Origin of the sequence: Streptococcus sp. HSISS2 (assembly GCF_000448665.1) — a bacterium.
In the GTDB taxonomy this organism is placed as follows: Bacteria; Bacillota; Bacilli; order Lactobacillales; family Streptococcaceae; genus Streptococcus; species Streptococcus raffinosi.
Genome location: NZ_CM002133.1, coordinates 106,688 through 122,526, shown reverse-complemented (window position 1 = coordinate 122,526; position 15,839 = coordinate 106,688). Strand labels below are relative to the sequence as shown.

16 protein-coding genes and 6 pseudogenes are annotated in these 15,839 nt (G+C 37.5%); 12 read left to right on the top strand and 10 right to left on the bottom strand.

Translation table 11 applies throughout. The features are described 5' to 3' along the window. On the bottom strand, nt 1-282 hold a 282-nt coding region (locus HSISS2_RS11285), incomplete at its 3' end, for a hypothetical protein (RefSeq protein ID WP_042766870.1). 184 nt (nt 283-466) lie between these two features. After that, nucleotides 467-1,123 (bottom strand): MutH/Sau3AI family endonuclease, encoded by a 657-nt coding sequence (locus HSISS2_RS00675; protein WP_021144882.1) that lies wholly within the window; start codon nt 1,121-1,123, stop codon nt 467-469. A 171-nt stretch (nt 1,124-1,294) separates the two neighbouring features. Between HSISS2_RS00675 and HSISS2_RS00670 the strand changes: the two genes are divergently transcribed. The 3 genes and pseudogenes from HSISS2_RS00670 to HSISS2_RS00665 all read left to right on the top strand — a co-directional run bounded on the left by HSISS2_RS00670 (nt 1,295) and on the right by HSISS2_RS00665 (nt 2,936). After that, the gene (locus HSISS2_RS00670) at nt 1,295-1,882 is read left to right on the top strand and encodes a Dam family site-specific DNA-(adenine-N6)-methyltransferase (RefSeq protein WP_021144881.1); all 588 of its coding nucleotides are present in this window, start codon (nt 1,295-1,297) and stop codon (nt 1,880-1,882) included. Nucleotides 1,883-1,896: 14 nt separating this feature from the next. Next, nucleotides 1,897-1,965 (top strand): annotated as a pseudogene (locus HSISS2_RS11560) (hypothetical protein); the annotation flags it as partial. Between the two features lie 172 nt (nt 1,966-2,137). Beyond that, nucleotides 2,138-2,936: pseudogene (locus tag HSISS2_RS00665) on the top strand (site-specific DNA-methyltransferase). 39 nt (nt 2,937-2,975) lie between these two features. Here HSISS2_RS00665 and HSISS2_RS00660 read toward each other — a convergent pair. The 8 genes and pseudogenes from HSISS2_RS00660 to HSISS2_RS00630 all read right to left on the bottom strand — a co-directional run bounded on the left by HSISS2_RS00660 (nt 2,976) and on the right by HSISS2_RS00630 (nt 8,350). After that, complete coding sequence (locus HSISS2_RS00660; protein ID WP_042766869.1) at nt 2,976-3,260, bottom strand: DUF5960 family protein; 285 nt, start codon at nt 3,258-3,260, stop codon at nt 2,976-2,978. 15 nt (nt 3,261-3,275) lie between these two features. Beyond that, nucleotides 3,276-3,605 (bottom strand): hypothetical protein, encoded by a 330-nt coding sequence (locus tag HSISS2_RS00655; RefSeq protein ID WP_134981393.1) that lies wholly within the window; start codon nt 3,603-3,605, stop codon nt 3,276-3,278. Continuing rightward, nucleotides 3,602-5,017 (bottom strand): annotated as a pseudogene (locus HSISS2_RS00650) (Y-family DNA polymerase). The gene HSISS2_RS00655 and the pseudogene HSISS2_RS00650 overlap by 4 nt, the downstream one beginning before the upstream one ends. 1 nt (nt 5,018) lies before the next feature. Continuing rightward, nucleotides 5,019-5,693 (bottom strand): XRE family transcriptional regulator, encoded by a 675-nt coding sequence (locus tag HSISS2_RS00645; protein ID WP_021144876.1) that lies wholly within the window; start codon nt 5,691-5,693, stop codon nt 5,019-5,021. Between the two features lies 1 nt (nt 5,694). Further along, nucleotides 5,695-6,561: an ImmA/IrrE family metallo-endopeptidase gene (locus HSISS2_RS00640; protein ID WP_021144875.1), complete on the bottom strand. Its 867-nt coding sequence runs from the start codon at nt 6,559-6,561 to the stop codon at nt 5,695-5,697. An 85-nt stretch (nt 6,562-6,646) separates the two neighbouring features. Beyond that, complete coding sequence (locus HSISS2_RS00635; RefSeq protein ID WP_021144874.1) at nt 6,647-7,807, bottom strand: hypothetical protein; 1,161 nt, start codon at nt 7,805-7,807, stop codon at nt 6,647-6,649. Nucleotides 7,808-7,824: 17 nt separating this feature from the next. Beyond that, nucleotides 7,825-8,007: a helix-turn-helix transcriptional regulator gene (locus tag HSISS2_RS10580; RefSeq protein WP_134981473.1), complete on the bottom strand. Its 183-nt coding sequence runs from the start codon at nt 8,005-8,007 to the stop codon at nt 7,825-7,827. A gap of 2 nt (nt 8,008-8,009) precedes the next feature. Beyond that, nucleotides 8,010-8,350: pseudogene (locus HSISS2_RS00630) on the bottom strand (helix-turn-helix transcriptional regulator). Between the two features lie 879 nt (nt 8,351-9,229). Between HSISS2_RS00630 and HSISS2_RS00625 the strand changes: the two are divergent. The 9 genes and pseudogenes from HSISS2_RS00625 to HSISS2_RS00585 form a co-directional block, all read left to right on the top strand. Further along, on the top strand, nt 9,230-9,526 hold the full coding sequence (locus tag HSISS2_RS00625; protein WP_021144871.1) for a hypothetical protein: 297 nt from the start codon (nt 9,230-9,232) through the stop codon (nt 9,524-9,526). Between the two features lie 21 nt (nt 9,527-9,547). Further along, a complete protein-coding gene (locus HSISS2_RS00620) occupies nt 9,548-10,009 on the top strand; it encodes a hypothetical protein (RefSeq protein WP_021144870.1) in 462 nt (153 codons plus the stop codon). Nucleotides 10,010-10,022: 13 nt separating this feature from the next. Then, the gene (locus tag HSISS2_RS00615; protein ID WP_021144869.1) at nt 10,023-11,711 is read left to right on the top strand and encodes an FtsK/SpoIIIE domain-containing protein; all 1,689 of its coding nucleotides are present in this window, start codon (nt 10,023-10,025) and stop codon (nt 11,709-11,711) included. 206 nt (nt 11,712-11,917) lie between these two features. Continuing rightward, a complete protein-coding gene (locus HSISS2_RS00610) occupies nt 11,918-13,150 on the top strand; it encodes a replication initiation factor domain-containing protein (protein WP_042766868.1) in 1,233 nt (410 codons plus the stop codon). A gap of 13 nt (nt 13,151-13,163) precedes the next feature. Continuing rightward, a complete protein-coding gene (locus HSISS2_RS00605) occupies nt 13,164-13,394 on the top strand; it encodes a hypothetical protein (protein WP_021144867.1) in 231 nt (76 codons plus the stop codon). 3 nt (nt 13,395-13,397) lie between these two features. Beyond that, on the top strand, nt 13,398-13,955 hold the full coding sequence (locus HSISS2_RS00600) for a hypothetical protein (protein WP_021144866.1): 558 nt from the start codon (nt 13,398-13,400) through the stop codon (nt 13,953-13,955). 11 nt (nt 13,956-13,966) lie between these two features. Beyond that, a pseudogene (locus tag HSISS2_RS00595) lies at nt 13,967-14,961 on the top strand (conjugal transfer protein). Nucleotides 14,962-14,970: 9 nt separating this feature from the next. Then, on the top strand, nt 14,971-15,195 hold the full coding sequence (locus HSISS2_RS00590) for a hypothetical protein (RefSeq protein WP_021144863.1): 225 nt from the start codon (nt 14,971-14,973) through the stop codon (nt 15,193-15,195). A gap of 2 nt (nt 15,196-15,197) precedes the next feature. After that, nucleotides 15,198-15,596, top strand: a pseudogene (locus HSISS2_RS00585) (conjugal transfer protein); the annotation flags it as partial. Between the last annotated feature and the right edge of the window lie 243 nt (nt 15,597-15,839).

Below are 15,839 nucleotides of genomic sequence, written 5' to 3'. Positions count from 1 at the left end.
ACCATTTTGTTGCACCAAGTTAGAAACCTGTAAGAGTTCTTCCCATACACGGTTAGAATTACATTGTTCATCTTTATTCTTTAGGTCAAGTAAATCTTCGAAATAATCATAATCCATTGGAGAATAACCGTCATTTTCATCCCCATTTGGAAAATATGTTACTCTATAATCATCTTTTTGACCTTTGTTAAATTGGATTTTTGATCCATCTCTAAAGCAATAAATATCACGAGGATTTTCAATTTCACCTAAATCCCTTGTATTTCCTTTAAAAGTTTTCATACACTTCTCCTTTTTATATGTGTTGCTGTTGAAATAATTTTATAAAAACCATCGTTTGCATTTAAAGAATTCAAAAAATACTTAAACATGAAAGCATTAAACAGTATATTCTTCATCTTTTAAATTAAAAAAGGCATTTTCATATTTTTCGAGAGCCAACTCAGTCATTAAATACTATCCCAAATTACAGTCCAAGTATTCTTCTGATTTCCCCTACAAATTGCTTTTTAAAATAGAAAGCGTGATTTTTGTTCGAAACCTCTCTACCATACACATTTGAATAAATTGGATGATATGGTTTAGAATCCTTACTTCTTATTTGAATGAATTTCCCGTTTGAAGTATGGATAAATCCATCCTTACTGGTTTCAATATGATGGTTCAACAACTGGCAAATTGTATCATAATCCTTATGTAGTTGTTCCCTCAAACAAAAGAATCGTTCTTCATTCAAATTAACATGGACGCTCTCTAAAAACGACCATTCTGTCGGTTCCCCAACTTTACAAACGGGAACATACAAAATATTGTCAATTTTTTCAAAGAGTGATGTTTCTTCAAATGGTTTATTCTGCAACAAATCATCGATCATGTTACTAACCTGAGTAATAAAAATCGTTTCTGCTGGTTTGCCTGTTTCGTCACACTTATTAGTCTTCAATTCCCCATCCTCAAAATCTCTATTTTTATTGGATAGTTTCATCCCCAAAGCTAATTCTAAAAGTTGTCCTGTCTTGCCTTTATTAACTATGATAGTTTGTAATTCTTCGGCAGTAAATAAGTCTTTAAATTTAATATTGGCAATCTCGTTCAACTTTCTTTCAGCTTCATGTAGTTTCATTTCAGAATTCCCCTTTATATCCTTATTTTTAAACCAACTTATTCAATTTCAAACAAAAATCAATTTGATCTATTATAGATCACTTTTCAGATATTTTCTATTCTTTTAATTATCTGATATAATAGAACCTGCTAATGTTCTATCAATAAAATTAAGAAGGAGGTCTATCACTTGCAACCTTTTGTAAAATGGGCGGGTGGAAAAAGACAACTAATTCCCGAATTAACAAAAATTATACCCTCAAATTTCAATCAGTATTTTGAACCATTTATCGGTGGTGGAGCTCTACTCCTTGAATTAGAACGTAAAAACTCAGTTATCAGCGATAATAATCACGTCTTAATTGGGACATATAACGATATAAAACACAACCTCGATAAATTACTTCCATTACTAGATAAACTTCAAAATGAGCACAATTCGTATGGCGATAAAGAAAAAGCCAAAGAATTCTACTATCAACAACGAGATAATTTCAACCAAATTATTTTTGATGATAATGAATCCTTAAATAGAAGTGCCCTTTTCTTGTATCTCAACAAAGCGTGTTTCAATGGTCTATACAGAGTTAATTCTAAAGGACTTTTCAACGTCCCATCTAACCAAAAAACCACTATCAACATTTATGAACGAGATAATTTAGTACAAATTTCTCAATTTCTGCAAACAGTAGATATTTACAATCAAGATTTCGAAGAAACAGCTATTAAAGCAAAAAAGGAGACCTCGTTTTCTTCGATTCTCCTTATGATCCACTAAATCCTACTTCTTTTGATTCTTACACTAAAGAAGGTTTTAGTACTGAAGAACACATTCGTTTAGCAAACCTTTTTAAAAATTAACAAAAAATGGGGTTTACTGTATTCTCACCAATCATAATACAGAGTTCATCAGAGATTTATACAAAGATTTCCATGTCAAAGAAGTCAATGTTAAACGTATGATCAATAGTGATGCTAAAAATAGAGTTGGGGAAGAAGTCATAATTACAAATTATTAACTTGAGGTTTAACAATGAAAAAATATTTTCCCAAAAACTTTACCCCTTATTTTGAAAATGATTCTACTATTCTTGTTAATGGAGATTCATTCGAAATATTAAAAAAATAAAACCTAAATCAGTTAACTGCATCTTTGCTGATCCACCATATTTTCTATCAAATGATGGCTTTACAAATTCTGGTGGAAAACAAGTCAGCGTAAATAAAGGGGATTGGGATAAGTGCTTAACTACTGCCGAAAAACACAAATTCAACAGAAGCTGGATTAAAAAATGTAAACAAGTATTAGCTGATGATGGTACTATATGGATTAGTGGTACTCTTCACAATATATACTCTATTGGTATGGCTCTAGAGCAAGAAGGCTTTAAAATCATCAACAATATTACTTGGCAGAAGCTCAATCCACCACCAAATCTAGCAAGAAGAACTTTCACTCATAGTACCGAGACAGTATTGTGGGCTAAAAAAGATATTAAAAATAATAAACATTTTTTCAACTATGACCTAATGCGAGAAATTAATAACGGTAAGCAGATGAAAGATGTTTGGGCTGGGCCACTTACCCCACCAAAAGAAAAAAGCTTGGAAAACATCCTACACAAAAACCTTTGTATCTTTTAGAAAGACTACTTTTAGCTTCTACTAAAGAAGGAGATCTGATTTTAGATCCTTTTCTTGGCAGTGGTACAACTGGTGTTGCGTGTAAAATACTAAACAGAAAATTCCTTGGAATAGAACAAAGCAAAGAATTTATTGATTTAGCTCAAAAACGTATTGAAGCTACTCAGGTTGAAACAAATCTATTTTAAAAAGCATGATGTTGTATTCATCATGCTTTTATTACTTTCTCAAAAACTATGTCTTTCATATCTGTAAATCCTAATTACTTTATTTTCATCACTAACAACAATCTTAAAATTGTAATAGTGATCCCGTCCATCTTTGCTGTTTTCTTTATTGAGTTTGAAATAATTCTTTTGACTCATGGCCATTTCTCTTAGTATATCATCAGTGAGGAATGTCAATGGTACATCCATAGCTGAATACTTGTAGAAGTCTTCTTCAAACTTGATATAGGTATCCGAGAAATAGTCAAACTGTAATTTATCTTTATAAATCTCTCTCCTACTCATCGCTCAATTCCTCCATTAAACTGATTCATCTACTTGAAGCAGATGGTATTTATCAGCTGTTTTTATTGTAATTTCAGACGGACTGATTTCTGTTACTTGTCCTGTGTATCGCTCTTTTCTATTTTCAGATTTGGCCTCAAATATTCCTGTCAGACCACCAAGATACAACTGGGTAATCAAGGTTAGTTTATCTAACTTAGTCAGCTCATTATTCATATAAACCTTGTTCTTAGCATCTGTCAATGAGGTTGTATGTTCTGAAAGGAAGAAGCCTATCCATTTCATCATTCCCCTATCTTGATGTTCCCTTGCTGACTGGAAGGGATGGTAACTTCTATCAATCATTTCAAACCATCTAGTCCACCAGCTGAGTGTCCACCAATCAACTTACTTCGCTCCAAGCTCCTTGATGCTTCTAGCAAAGAGTTTCCCTTTTGAATTGTTGTAAATCCAAATTGATTTCGGATAGTATCAATCGCTGTTTGGAGCCTTTCTTCTTTATCAATTTTTTCTACATCATCAAATAGCGAGATGACTTGAATTGAATCATCTACAAAATTTGAATAACTAACGGCTACATTTCTGACTGCTCCTGAATCGTATTTCTTTCTAAACAAGAATAGAACATGATCGGTAAGAACTCTAGTATTATTAGTCGGTTCTATCTTCGTTTGAGCCTGGATAGGTCGTTTCATTTCTTTCCTTGAAAAACCTATAGAGATGGAAACTGTACAACACTTTTTATGAGATCTTCTCAATCGAATGGCTACCTGCTCTGCCATTTCTCTTAAAATCAATTCAATATCAACTTGTTTGACATAATCTCTAGGCAAGACTTGTGAATTTCTTAGGCCTTTGCTTTTTGGCTTATAGGGATTGTGGACATTACTTTCATCAATACCATTGGCATGAAAGAAAAGGTCAACACCAACTACTCCAAGTTCCTTTTTAAGAATATCAGGACTGAAGTTGGCTAATTCCCGGATTGAGTAGATGCCTAACTTATTCAGCCTTTTCTCTATACGGGAGCCGATGCCCCAAAAGTCTGTCATCTTAGGAATGTTCCAGACCTTGTCTTCTACATCTTCATAAGACCAATTCGCCCTCATCATTGAGGTATGCTTGGCTTCATTATCCAAAGCTAGTTTAGCTAAAAGAGAGTTACTATTTGACATGCCAACAGTGGAATAAATCCCTGTTTTTCGCCAAATATCCCGTTGAATACGTGCTGATACCATATCCAACTTTTTCTGGCTTGATATATTCTTATCTGAGATAAAGTAATTTAAAGAAGAAGTTAGGTCAATAAAGCCCTCATCAATCGAATAAGGAAGAATGTCTTCGATACTTGCATAGTCTTGGAAGATATGCTGAATCTCCAGATTCTTCTCAATGTACATATCCATTCTCGGAGGGACAATAAATGTCACTTTTGCCCATTCCTCAATATATCTGACATATTAGAGAGTTGTTGGTAGCCCTTGCCTTCTCGCATTGTAATAAGAGAATTTCCTAGTATGAATATCAAAAGGTAAATCATAGCTCCGCCCTACGTTCGATTTCCCAAAGACTTTCTTGAACATAGGAGAGGAAGCCAAAATCAGTCCGTTGGAATTATCCGCTCGACTCATCACACAAAGTGAGGTCTTTAAAGGATGCAATTCTCTTTCAACACACTCGACACTAGCATAGAAAGATTTCATATCCACAAAAGCAATATCAGATTTCGGTTCTCGTGAATAATCAAAATAGCCCATTTTACACCTCTAACGGCATAAAATTACCTACAATTTTACCCACAATACGTGGATTTTCATCGTAAGGAATATGGATGTCCTTATAGTCCTTGTTAATGGAAACTAGTCGTAGTCCTTCTTTCTCACGGTAAACTTTCTTGATAAAGGTCTGTGAATTCCACACTACCGCATAAACTGCTCCGTCATAATCAAAGCCTGTTTCACGAATAAGAGCAACAGATCCGCTATGATAGGTTGGCTCCATGGAATCCCCTGAAATCCAGGAAGCAAAGTCATGAGCTAGTTCCTTATCAAAGTAAACCGTATCAAAGATCTTATTATCATATACAGTAGCACCAATACCAGCTGATAAGCTTTCATAGACACGATAAGGGAAGGTAGGCATAGCAACAATGTTAGACTGCTTATCTACTAAGTCTTTAACATAGTTCATAGCCTTGGTCTGATTAGAAGGATTCAGTTGCTTATAAAGCATAGTGATTTCTTCCTCATAGAAGAACTCTTCCGTCACTCCTAAAATCTCAGCAATATTTTTCAAGTTAGTCTTGTTTGGGACTGCTCTGCCATTTTCCCAAGAGAAATAAGAAGAGCGGTTGATATCAAGAAGACGTGCAACCTCACTTTGTTTCATTCCCAACTCTTCACGTTTTTGTTTTAATTTTGTACTGTTGAACATCTCATGTCCTTTCTAACAGTAGTTGTGTTTTAGCGTTACTAACAGCTTGTCTCTCTGTTAGCTTATCCTTTTTCCAAGCAAAATAAATGACCTTACCATAATCAAAAAGTTGACCACAAGAAATATCTGATTTTTCAGCTTCCAAAGTCTGTCTATACTCTTTATCCTTCAATTCATAGATTTGTCGGTCTGATAGATAACCGTCTCTGGTCAGCAAATGATAGACTTTAGCCAGCATATCTATGATAACTTGCTGGTACTCTGCAATAATAGACGACTTCAATAAGCCAAACATATCTACAATCCTATCCAACTGACCGTTTTTGTAGTCTTGAATAGCATGGTTAACCTCATCTAATGAACGAGTTGTTTCATAACTGAATAAGTCTCTCAAGCGATAGACCAAGGCTTCAGCAGAAACTTTCAGATCTTTCATTACTCGTGAAAAGCTATCATGCCTATAAAATATCTTTGACAGCAAAACAATACTAGGCATAAGCACAAATGCTGAAAAAAGATTTGCTTCGCTCTCAAAGATAGAGTCAGATTCGTCCTTTAGCTCTGTAAAGAAATAGCCAGTATGCTTTAGTAGAAAATGTCCCAACTCATGGCACTTGGTAAAGTTCTGTTTTACTTGCGGATTTTCCTTTTCATAGGAGAAAGAAACACCACTCTCATCAATCAAGGTCAGCCCTTCAATCTTGCGACTGGAAAAATGATGTTCCATAACCTTGATATTGTGACTCTCAACTACATGGTTGAAGAACCCTTCAAAATCATACCCCAAAAGAGAAGAGTCATTTTCCTTGATATACTTGTAAATATAACGATTTGCAACTTCCTTAATTTGGCTGTATCGTGTATCCATAATACCTCCTTGAAGTTATGTTGTTTTATAAACTAACAATAATTATATAGAAAAAGTGGACGATTGTCCACCAAACACTTTACTCTTAATCGTAATTTTTGAAAAAAGTAAAATATCCTAAGATCATTAAAATAGCAACTGAGAATAATATATACAAAATTAAATTAAGTTTTACGCAGAAAGCAATCACTAAAAATAGAATAGTTAATACAAGATAGCTTGCAAAAATGATATTTCTATTCTTTGAGTTCCGTTTCAATTGATTCTCTCTCTCAGCCTGCTCGACATTAGCTAATTTGACAGTATTTTTCTTCAGTTGAGCAATATAAAAAAGCAAAAAAGCAATAAATATTACGGTTATGAATACACAGCACACTAAAATGCCTTGCCATATCACTTTACTTGATAAAATTATTAATACAAAAGTAAGTAGAGTAATGAATAATATGTACGGTATTTTTCCTTTAAGCCAAAATTGATAAATCTTTTTACAACAACTTTCTAATCCACCAAATAATTCATTAAAAGCTTCATTAACCTCTTCTCCTACTTCCATTTTTGATTTTTCATCTTCAATCAGCTTAATATTTGGATAAATCTTTTTAGAACCTTTGACTGCATCTGAATTTTCTGTAACTGAGCCATCTATTGAATAATCCCAAATCTCTAACAACTCCGTTAGTAATCTGATTTTATCCAATTTTTTATGTCTATCTTGGAATGTACCAATCTTGAACATCATCCAGATAACTCCGATTACAACTGTAATTATAAGTCCTAAAGTTCCTATAATAGTTATTGTGTTTGCATATTTTCCCCAGTGGGGTTGAATGATATCGCATAAATTTTTAATTACACCCCTATTTTTCCACTCAGGAAAAAATTGATATAAAAAAGAACTACCTCCAAATACATAAATAATACCATCAAAGACTCTTTTTAATGTAATTGGTTTCCCCTTACCATTTTTTAGAAATTCTACATAGTTATTTATATCAGACTTTTCAATTCCATGTAGTTCTAACGGTTCTTTAAGTTTATATAATTTAGCCTGTTGATAAAATTTAGTATTTTGTTTGTGGTTTAGGAGTGTTCCAATGTTTTCTTTAGAGTACCAATCGTTATACTCAATATCTATCTGTTTACTATACTGAGTTTTATTATAAAAGTCTTGACGCTTCTTCTCAATATGTAAGTAAACACCTCCGATTACTAAAAGAATAAGCAAAATAATTAGTTCTACCAAGTGAATCCTCTTTCTATTTATTTGAATATATCCATACTAACATCATAGAACTCGGCCAACTTAACAGCCGTACTCTGATACATATCCGTCTCCCCATTTTCCCAACGGGCTACTGTACGTTCTGATACACCAAATTGTTTGGCAAGTTCACTTCTGGTTAGTCCTTTTGATATTCTAAGTTCTTTTAAAAAGTGAAGAATTTTTATTTTCCATCATCAAAAAGTTTCTTCCGCTCTTTCATAAACTGAAGGAGCTCTTGTTTGAAGACTTGTTTTTCTTCATTGCTCATACCGTCTGATGTGCTTCTGAAGAGCAATTCTACTTCTGACAAATCAATATCATCAGTTTTATCATTTGATACCAAGGTATCGACTGAGACATTAAATAGTTTGGCAATCTTCACGAGATTGTCATGACTTGGACGTTTTTTCCTTGTTCCCAATAAGCGTATCCTTGTTGCGAAATTTCGATAGCTTTTGCGACTTGAGCTTGGGTCATTTTAGCCTGTTTTCTCAAGGTCTTAAGGTGTTCCGCAAGATCCATTATAGTTCCCCTTAAAGAAATATTTTTAAATTTTTCAAAAAACGGTTGACGATAACAACTATTGGTTGTATAATAAACATAACAACTGATAGTTGTGCTAAAGTTGAAAAATAATAACCTTATTTGAAAGGTTCATTTCAACGCTCTTTGACAATTAAATAAAAAGTGCGTCTGACAACCAGAGGACTGACTATCAAACTACACTAAACTTCGTACCTTTATTGTAATTGTTTTGACAAGTAAAGTCAAGTTCGTTTTATGGTTGAAGTGAAGAGTTAAAACTAGTATTTGTGGACTTCCACGCATTTCGGACGATTAGCACTTTTGCCGAATAGTAAAGTGAACTGGTTGCGCAAAGTTGCGTAAGAGAATCCCTTGGGTATGATAAGGACTCCCTAAAGAGATTGGCCGGGCAAGCGATGGTAATTGACGCAATGCACCTTGCTAAACGTTGCCACCGTGGAAAGAGGAATCTTTCCAACCAAACAACTTTTCTTTACTGCTGTCTATCTATATAGATGGACTTACTCTCAAGCTACTAAGTTTTCCTTACGTCTTAGTAGCTTTTTTACGCTTACAATAAAGGAGAAATTATGACTAACTTTTTTCGCATTACAATGTAAACGTCTCTATGATAACTATGAATTCACCTATGCCATGTTTAGCTACTCGCCTAAACTACAAGCAAAACTCTATACACAAGCACTTCTTGATCTCGATCATTTAGTCCAAGAAGCTCGCAGAAACAACTACCCTAGCGGTGATATTCAGTTCTATAGTCGACAGTTTAAACGTAAACTATTTACCCACTACTACTCAAGAGTGAAGCAACTAGCTTAACTCTTTTTCTTTTGCTTAAAATCAGAAAGGAAATGACTTATGATTCCAGAAACACTTGTCATGAAACCAGACTTTATCGGCCCTGCCTACTACGAAAAATTGGGGAATGCGCCTCGCTTTATCTTTGGAAAAGAAGGTAAATACCAACGCCACATTCTTAATAGTGAAAAACATGGGGCCTTCCACGTCATTACCCCTGCTTCTACCACCGTCTTCCCAGAAGATGCTCTCGTAGAAGCCGTCAACCCAATCTTTCTCTCAGACACAGCTCTAAACGGGAACTCAGTTGCCCCAGCGCTTAATGTCTTTGCGGAAAAATTGGTCCTAAAAAAATAAGAAAGTAAAGGAGAAATACATATGGCTAAAATTGGATTAAACTACGGAGGAAAACTACAAATTGCGGACAAGACCTATCGTGTCATTACAGATGGTCTAAACGTGCCAGAAGTCCTTGGAAAGCTATCTTTCCGTGGGATTGAAGGTCCTGATATCATCTATGAAGAAGACCGCACCCAACGAAACCCTGATGGATCATTTGTCCAAGTCAATACAGGTGAAATCCGTGGGATTGTTGTGGCGATTCACTCTTCTGTCCAGCATGAGACCCTCTTTTTCACCATTGCTGATATGGCCCAGTCTGAAATTGAAGATCTAGGCATTAAATACCGAGAAGAGGTTGAACTTGAAGATATCGTCATCACCCATACGCACGTTAACCGCAATGATATTTACAAGCTCTTTGCTTCTAAAATCAAGAAAAAGAATGGAGGAGCACCTTTTAAGGAAAACAAACCTCTAGACAACAAGAAAGAAAACTAGGAGGTGATGCACTATGAAGCTCTTTACCTATCGTGGGATAAGAGTTAGGGCCTTTTATCGTCATATTCGGGGAATCACCTGGTTTATCTGGTGGTTCCCTTCTTTGTTAGCGATTGGACATTATTGCTATGTCAACCTAGAAGAATTGAAGGACCATCCCTTGCCACAAGTTTACTTTATCGGGGGTGTCCTTGTTGCTTCTTGCTTAGTGGCTTACCTACTGAATCGCATGTGCTACGAGAAAATCGTCTTCTTCCAAAAGCTCAATAGCCTACGAATTTTGTCTCGCTTCTTGATCGAAAACAACCTCTATTTGATAAAAAATATCAGACGTGAAAACAAAACAATTGAAAAGATTATCCTTCCTCAGATCTACTTGAAACAGTCTCGCTACAAGATTGAAGTTCATTTTATTCTAGAAGGCAATAAATTTCAGGACCGTTTTCTCAATCTTGGCTCGACCCTTGAAGTCATGTTTAATGGGGACTTTCGTAATAAAACCTTTGATAAACGGTTTATCACCTATGACATTGCCATCAACCGCATTGATAGCCGTATCACCATTAACGACGTCGAGGTCAAGGGTTCTAAACTCCAACTTATGAAAGACGTCACTTGGGATTATATTGAAGAGCCTCATCTGCTCATTGGTGGGGGAACTGGGGGCGGTAAAACCGTTGTTCTCATGACCATTATCTATGCACTGGCTAAGATTGGCTTTGTGGATATCTGTGATCCAAAGAACTCTGACCTGGCTGGACTCAAAAAGATTCCTGTCTTTCATGGTCGTGTCTATACAAGTAAAGAAGATATCATCCAGTGTTTTAAAGAAAATGTGGCCTTCATGGAAAAACGCTACGAGCTTATGTCCACCTCACCCAAATTTCAAGCTGGAAAGAACTTTACACACTACGGCATGATACCCAAATTCATTCTCGTAGACGAGTGGGCAGCCCTTATAGCCAAGATTGACCGTGACTATAGCTTACAGTCTGAACTCATGGAATACCTCTCTCAACTCGTTCTAGAAGGGCGTCAGGCTGGTGTCTTTATCATCTTTGCCATGCAACGGCCTGACGGTGAGTTTATCAAGACAGCTCTTCGAGATAACTTTATGAAACGCCTCTCGGTTGGACACTTGGAATCAACGGGTTACGACATGATGTTTGGAGATGCCAACAAAACCAAAGAGTTTAAAAAGCTCGATGAAATTAATGGCGTCAAAGTTAAAGGACGAGGTTATATTGCTAATAACGGGGACTTAGCTGGAGAATTCTTCTCTCCTTACGTACCTCTCGACCAAGGCTTCTCTTTCTATGATGCCTACGCAAAAATCCCTATCATGGAATTTAATGGCGAAGAATTTGAAGTCTTTGGAGAAGATCAACCACAAGCTGAAAAAACTGAATTGATAGAGGAGGAAAAAGCTCTAAACACTGATACTAATCTACGACCTCTCAAAGAATTTTCGGAGGAACAAGACCTCAAAATGGCGACGCTTCGAAAGATCATCTATCTCTTGCAAGAACAAGGGATTGTTTTTGAACGGACGGAATCCGCCATTCTAGTCGCTCCTTTTCAAGAAGAACTCCTTCTTGAAAGTCTCATCCACTTTGAGGAGGGAGGACGCAAATCTTATCCAAAAGCCGTTGAAGCGACGCTTAGTCATCATGGGCTAGGACAAGGGCAAGGGCAAGCCTGACCACAGGTCAGGCGCAGACCGTAGCCCGAAGTTCCTAGGCCATGATGAGACTTCAACCCCCGATTTCTAATAGGGGGGTTACATTTGGCCAAAGTGCCACGTCCCCCCTCCTCATTCCTTGTGGGAGTTGGGATTTCAAGATTTAGAAAGTGTGTCACTTTGGTCCAAAAAGTGTGTCACTTAGTCAAAAGGAGGTGTTCCCATGAATGACTAAAATAAGTCCCTTTCAGATCAAAAACTTCAGAAAACAAACAGGCCTCAGCCAAAAAGCCTTTGCACAAGCCGTTGACTTACCGATAAGAACTTACCGCTCCTATGAAGCAGGGGAAAGAGGTCTCACCATTGACAAGTTCCGAGAACTCAAAGAAAAACTCGGTTATTATCAAGAGTGTCACAAAAACAATCTCAGGGCTCACATCGACTACTTGCGACTAACCTTCCCTAGTCTACGAGATTTAGAAACTTTCTGTGAGAACTTTCTTTTTTGTCACTTAAGCGAATTTACTGACCAAGAAACACGGCTCATGAATTATACCCACTTGTGGCAACGGGGAAACATTTGGATTTTCGATTTCTTTGATAAGTCTGCCACTAATAACTACCAAACTTGTCTCCAACTCTCTGGTCAAGGCTGTCGGGAGATGGAACTCCTCTTAGAACACAAGGGGATTTCTTGGCAAACCTTTCTTCAAACTATTCTCTATGCCTACGAAGATGTCAGGGTAAAACGCCTTGATATCGCCCTAGACGAGCTCTATAAAGGCTATGGGCACGAGGATGAACATATCCAAATCCCAAAGCTCATTGATAAGCTCTATGCCAAAGAAATTGTCCTAGATACCATTCGAAAATGGAATATCACAGGTGGGGGTTCCTTCACCGATAACGATGATATGGAAGCCAATCACGGTCTGTCCCTTTACTTTGGGAGCCGTCAAAGTCAGCTCTACTTCAACTTTTATGAAAAGCGATACGAAATCGCCCGTATGGAAAATATCTCCTTGGAAGAATCCTTGGAGATTTTTGGTATCTGGAACCGCTACGAACTACGCTTTTCAGACCAGAAAGCCCAAGGAGTTGTGGAGGAATACATCAACGGTGTGGACCTCGGAGAAATCGCAAGAGGTATCGTGAACAAGGAAATCCAAGTCTATGATGGTGTCACCCGTTTTGGAGCCTATAAACCCTATGAAAAATGGCAAGAACTCTTTGGAGGGGTCGAACCCCTAAAACTCTCAACCAGTCCACAACCCTACAGTATCGAACGGACCATTCGCTGGTTAACCTATCAAGTCGCAAACTCTCTCGCACTCGTTTCTGAAGCAGACAAAATCATGCAAACAGAATACATGAAGATGATTCAAAATAGCGGTGAAATCACCGATCGTGGGGAGGCTATCTTAAGACTCCTCAAAACCAACAAACACTATGAACACTAGAAAGGAAATCTCTATGGAATACAAAGTCGAAATCAATTCACTAAACAACTTTAAAGCCTGGTCTGGTGGACTGAGTACCTTAAACACTGTCCGTGAACGTGGTGGTATAGATACCCTAACCACCATCTGTGAAGACCTCTTTTCTGGGAATACCCCTACCGACACTCAAATCAATGATTGGCTTTGGTTTGATACAGACTTTATTTACCAAGCGCTAGGCTACGAGGACCTTCTAGAGGGCTAATTCATGCTCAAAAAAATCTATCAAGCAGACTTCCTCCTTCTTCCCGATCAAGAGTTTTGGAACATGTATATCCTCCTTAGAAAAGGCAAGGACTTCTACTATGAATGTGCTGGAAGATGTACCGAAAAACCTCCAGATGATAGGGGCTTTTACGACTATGAACATGCCTGTTTCACCCTAGACGGTCAGGTTCTGAGTCTCAATAAACGAATGCGTCCCTCTCTCATTGCCTATATTCAACAGACCATCAAAAACAATCACGAAACATTTAGAAAGGAAATTGATATGGCCACTAAAACGATTTTTGAAACCAAAGTTGGACAAGTTACCAACGAACTTGGAGAATTGCTCAAAAAGAAAGACCACAAACAGGCTTGGACCAAGGCTGGAGAACTCAACGCTCTTCTCAAAAAAGAAGAAGCCAAGGACCTAAAGCCTGAATTAGTCGAACAACTCCACAATGAGTTACGAGGCTACTACTACATCAACAGTGAGATTGAAAAAGCCAATAAGCGCCTCTATGCCAAAGGTTCCAAACTCATTGAACTTGCTAGTCTCTAAAAGGAGGACCTATGACGAAAGCTAAACGATACTTACTAAAAGCAAGAGAATACCTCTCAAACTTTAAAAAGGTGGAGAAGAAAGGAGGCCCACCAAAGCTAAAAGTTACTACGAAAAAGACCGTCAATCTAGCTGTTATCGGAGGAATTTCGTTCCTCCTTTTTGTTGGTCTTATGGGATCCGTCCGTGCCATCACACTCTCAAATAAAGTGGGAACACTACAAGATCAAGTGGAAGCGACTCAAAAACAAAAAGCACAGCCTATAGACGCTAATCGCAAGTATGACTACAAGCTCCAGTATTACCTCAATGACTATGTCTACGCCTACTTCACCCTCCCACAAGAAGGGGATAAACAACAAGCACAAGTCGAACACCTCAACAGTTTCTATAACTTCGTTCCAGACGTTAAAGCACAAGGTCAAGTGCGTAACCCAAGTACCCTGCTCTACTCACAGTTAGTCACGGTCGAAGGGAAGGTAGCCACCTACAAGGTCAAATACAAGGAAATAATCCAACATGACAAAGACACCGAGGAAAAGAACTGGTCACGGGGTTTAATATTCCCTTTGATGAAAAAGAGGGGAAATACTACGTTTCTGGACTTCCTTGGTTCTCAGCGATTGACTCTTCACAAGCTGGACACTTTAGCGAAGACGATCAACTCCAACTCACAGCCAACGACCACGTCTCAGACAGTCAACACAAGAAGGTTGAAAAGTTCCTCAAGGTTTTCTTTACCAACTACACCACTAACCAAGACAATCTCAACCTCATTGCTAAGAACGTTGCTATTGTAGCCAATACCACCTTTAAAACGATTGACTATACCTATCTTAAGAAAGATGGGGCTGATCTCATTGCTTATGTACAAGCAACCTTTGAGGTGGGAGGAACGACACACTCTGAAAACTTCACCTTCACGCTCTCAGAAAAAGACAAGAGCTACTATGTTACAAAACTAGAACACACCATTCCTCTCAACTACGCAAACGATAAAGATTAGGAGAACTCTATGAACACAGACAATCTACGTACCTTCCTCCAAGGCGATGGAATTTGGATTCTCACCGCTATCGCTGTTTTGTTGGCTATTAAAGCTTGGCGAAACAGTTCATGGCTTCAACTCTTCTCAGTCGTTGGTTTCTATGCCGTCATCGTCTCTATCGCAAAAGGACAAGATATCCTAAAAGTGGTCGGCTGGTTCCTACGACTCTTTGGTATTGATTCAGGACTTTAAGTATGACTGACGAAAGACTCTATGACTACAGTAAGGGCTTGAACGCCCCCTATTGGATCCAGGAAATCAAGACAAAAAAGGGGACTCGCCTTGGGTACTTTGCGACACCAATGCAATTATCCTTTTTCATTGTCTTTACCTTCGTTTTTGTAGCCATGTTGCTCTTTGGAGGATTCATCCTGGTTCCCCTCGCAAAATTAACACACTCTATTTCACTATTGCTCTACTGGTACCTCCCCTATAAACTCGCTAAATTCTACACTGAATACGAACCACACGGTAAGAAGATGCACGTTTTCATTGGGGACTACCTGATTTACTTCTGGGATTTCAAGCTCAATAAAAAAGCAATCTACCATGAAGACCGAATAGAGCCAGTAGAAGAAATTGTCTTTGAAAAACAAAACTATAGAAAAGGAGGTCCTATGAGTATTACCTTAACCTATCCTATTAGGGAAACCCATGAAAATCTAGCCCTCAAAAAAGATCGAACGGTGGTCGCTTATTACCGCATTCCCAATACTCCCATCACCATTACAGATGAAGAGAAAAAGGGGAAACACAAAATCACAGTTGCTCAGATGATGAAAAAGCTCCAGAAAAACAAGTCCTTTGAGATTTCACTCATTCCCAAAGACTATCTC

Coding starts and splice junctions, on each gene's coding strand:
- HSISS2_RS00675 (WP_021144882.1), bottom strand. CDS start 1,123: ATGAAACTACATGAAGCTGAAAGAAAGTTGAACGAGATTGCCAATATT.
- HSISS2_RS00660 (WP_042766869.1), bottom strand. CDS start 3,260: ATGAGTAGGAGAGAGATTTATAAAGATAAATTACAGTTTGACTATTTC.
- HSISS2_RS00655 (WP_134981393.1), bottom strand. CDS start 3,605: ATGATTGATAGAAGTTACCATCCCTTCCAGTCAGCAAGGGAACATCAA.
- HSISS2_RS00645 (WP_021144876.1), bottom strand. CDS start 5,693: ATGTTCAACAGTACAAAATTAAAACAAAAACGTGAAGAGTTGGGAATG.
- HSISS2_RS00640 (WP_021144875.1), bottom strand. CDS start 6,561: ATGGATACACGATACAGCCAAATTAAGGAAGTTGCAAATCGTTATATT.
- HSISS2_RS00625 (WP_021144871.1), top strand. CDS start 9,230: ATGATTCCAGAAACACTTGTCATGAAACCAGACTTTATCGGCCCTGCC.
- HSISS2_RS00620 (WP_021144870.1), top strand. CDS start 9,548: ATGGCTAAAATTGGATTAAACTACGGAGGAAAACTACAAATTGCGGAC.
- HSISS2_RS00615 (WP_021144869.1), top strand. CDS start 10,023: ATGAAGCTCTTTACCTATCGTGGGATAAGAGTTAGGGCCTTTTATCGT.
- HSISS2_RS00610 (WP_042766868.1), top strand. CDS start 11,918: ATGACTAAAATAAGTCCCTTTCAGATCAAAAACTTCAGAAAACAAACA.
- HSISS2_RS00605 (WP_021144867.1), top strand. CDS start 13,164: ATGGAATACAAAGTCGAAATCAATTCACTAAACAACTTTAAAGCCTGG.
- HSISS2_RS00600 (WP_021144866.1), top strand. CDS start 13,398: ATGCTCAAAAAAATCTATCAAGCAGACTTCCTCCTTCTTCCCGATCAA.
- HSISS2_RS00590 (WP_021144863.1), top strand. CDS start 14,971: ATGAACACAGACAATCTACGTACCTTCCTCCAAGGCGATGGAATTTGG.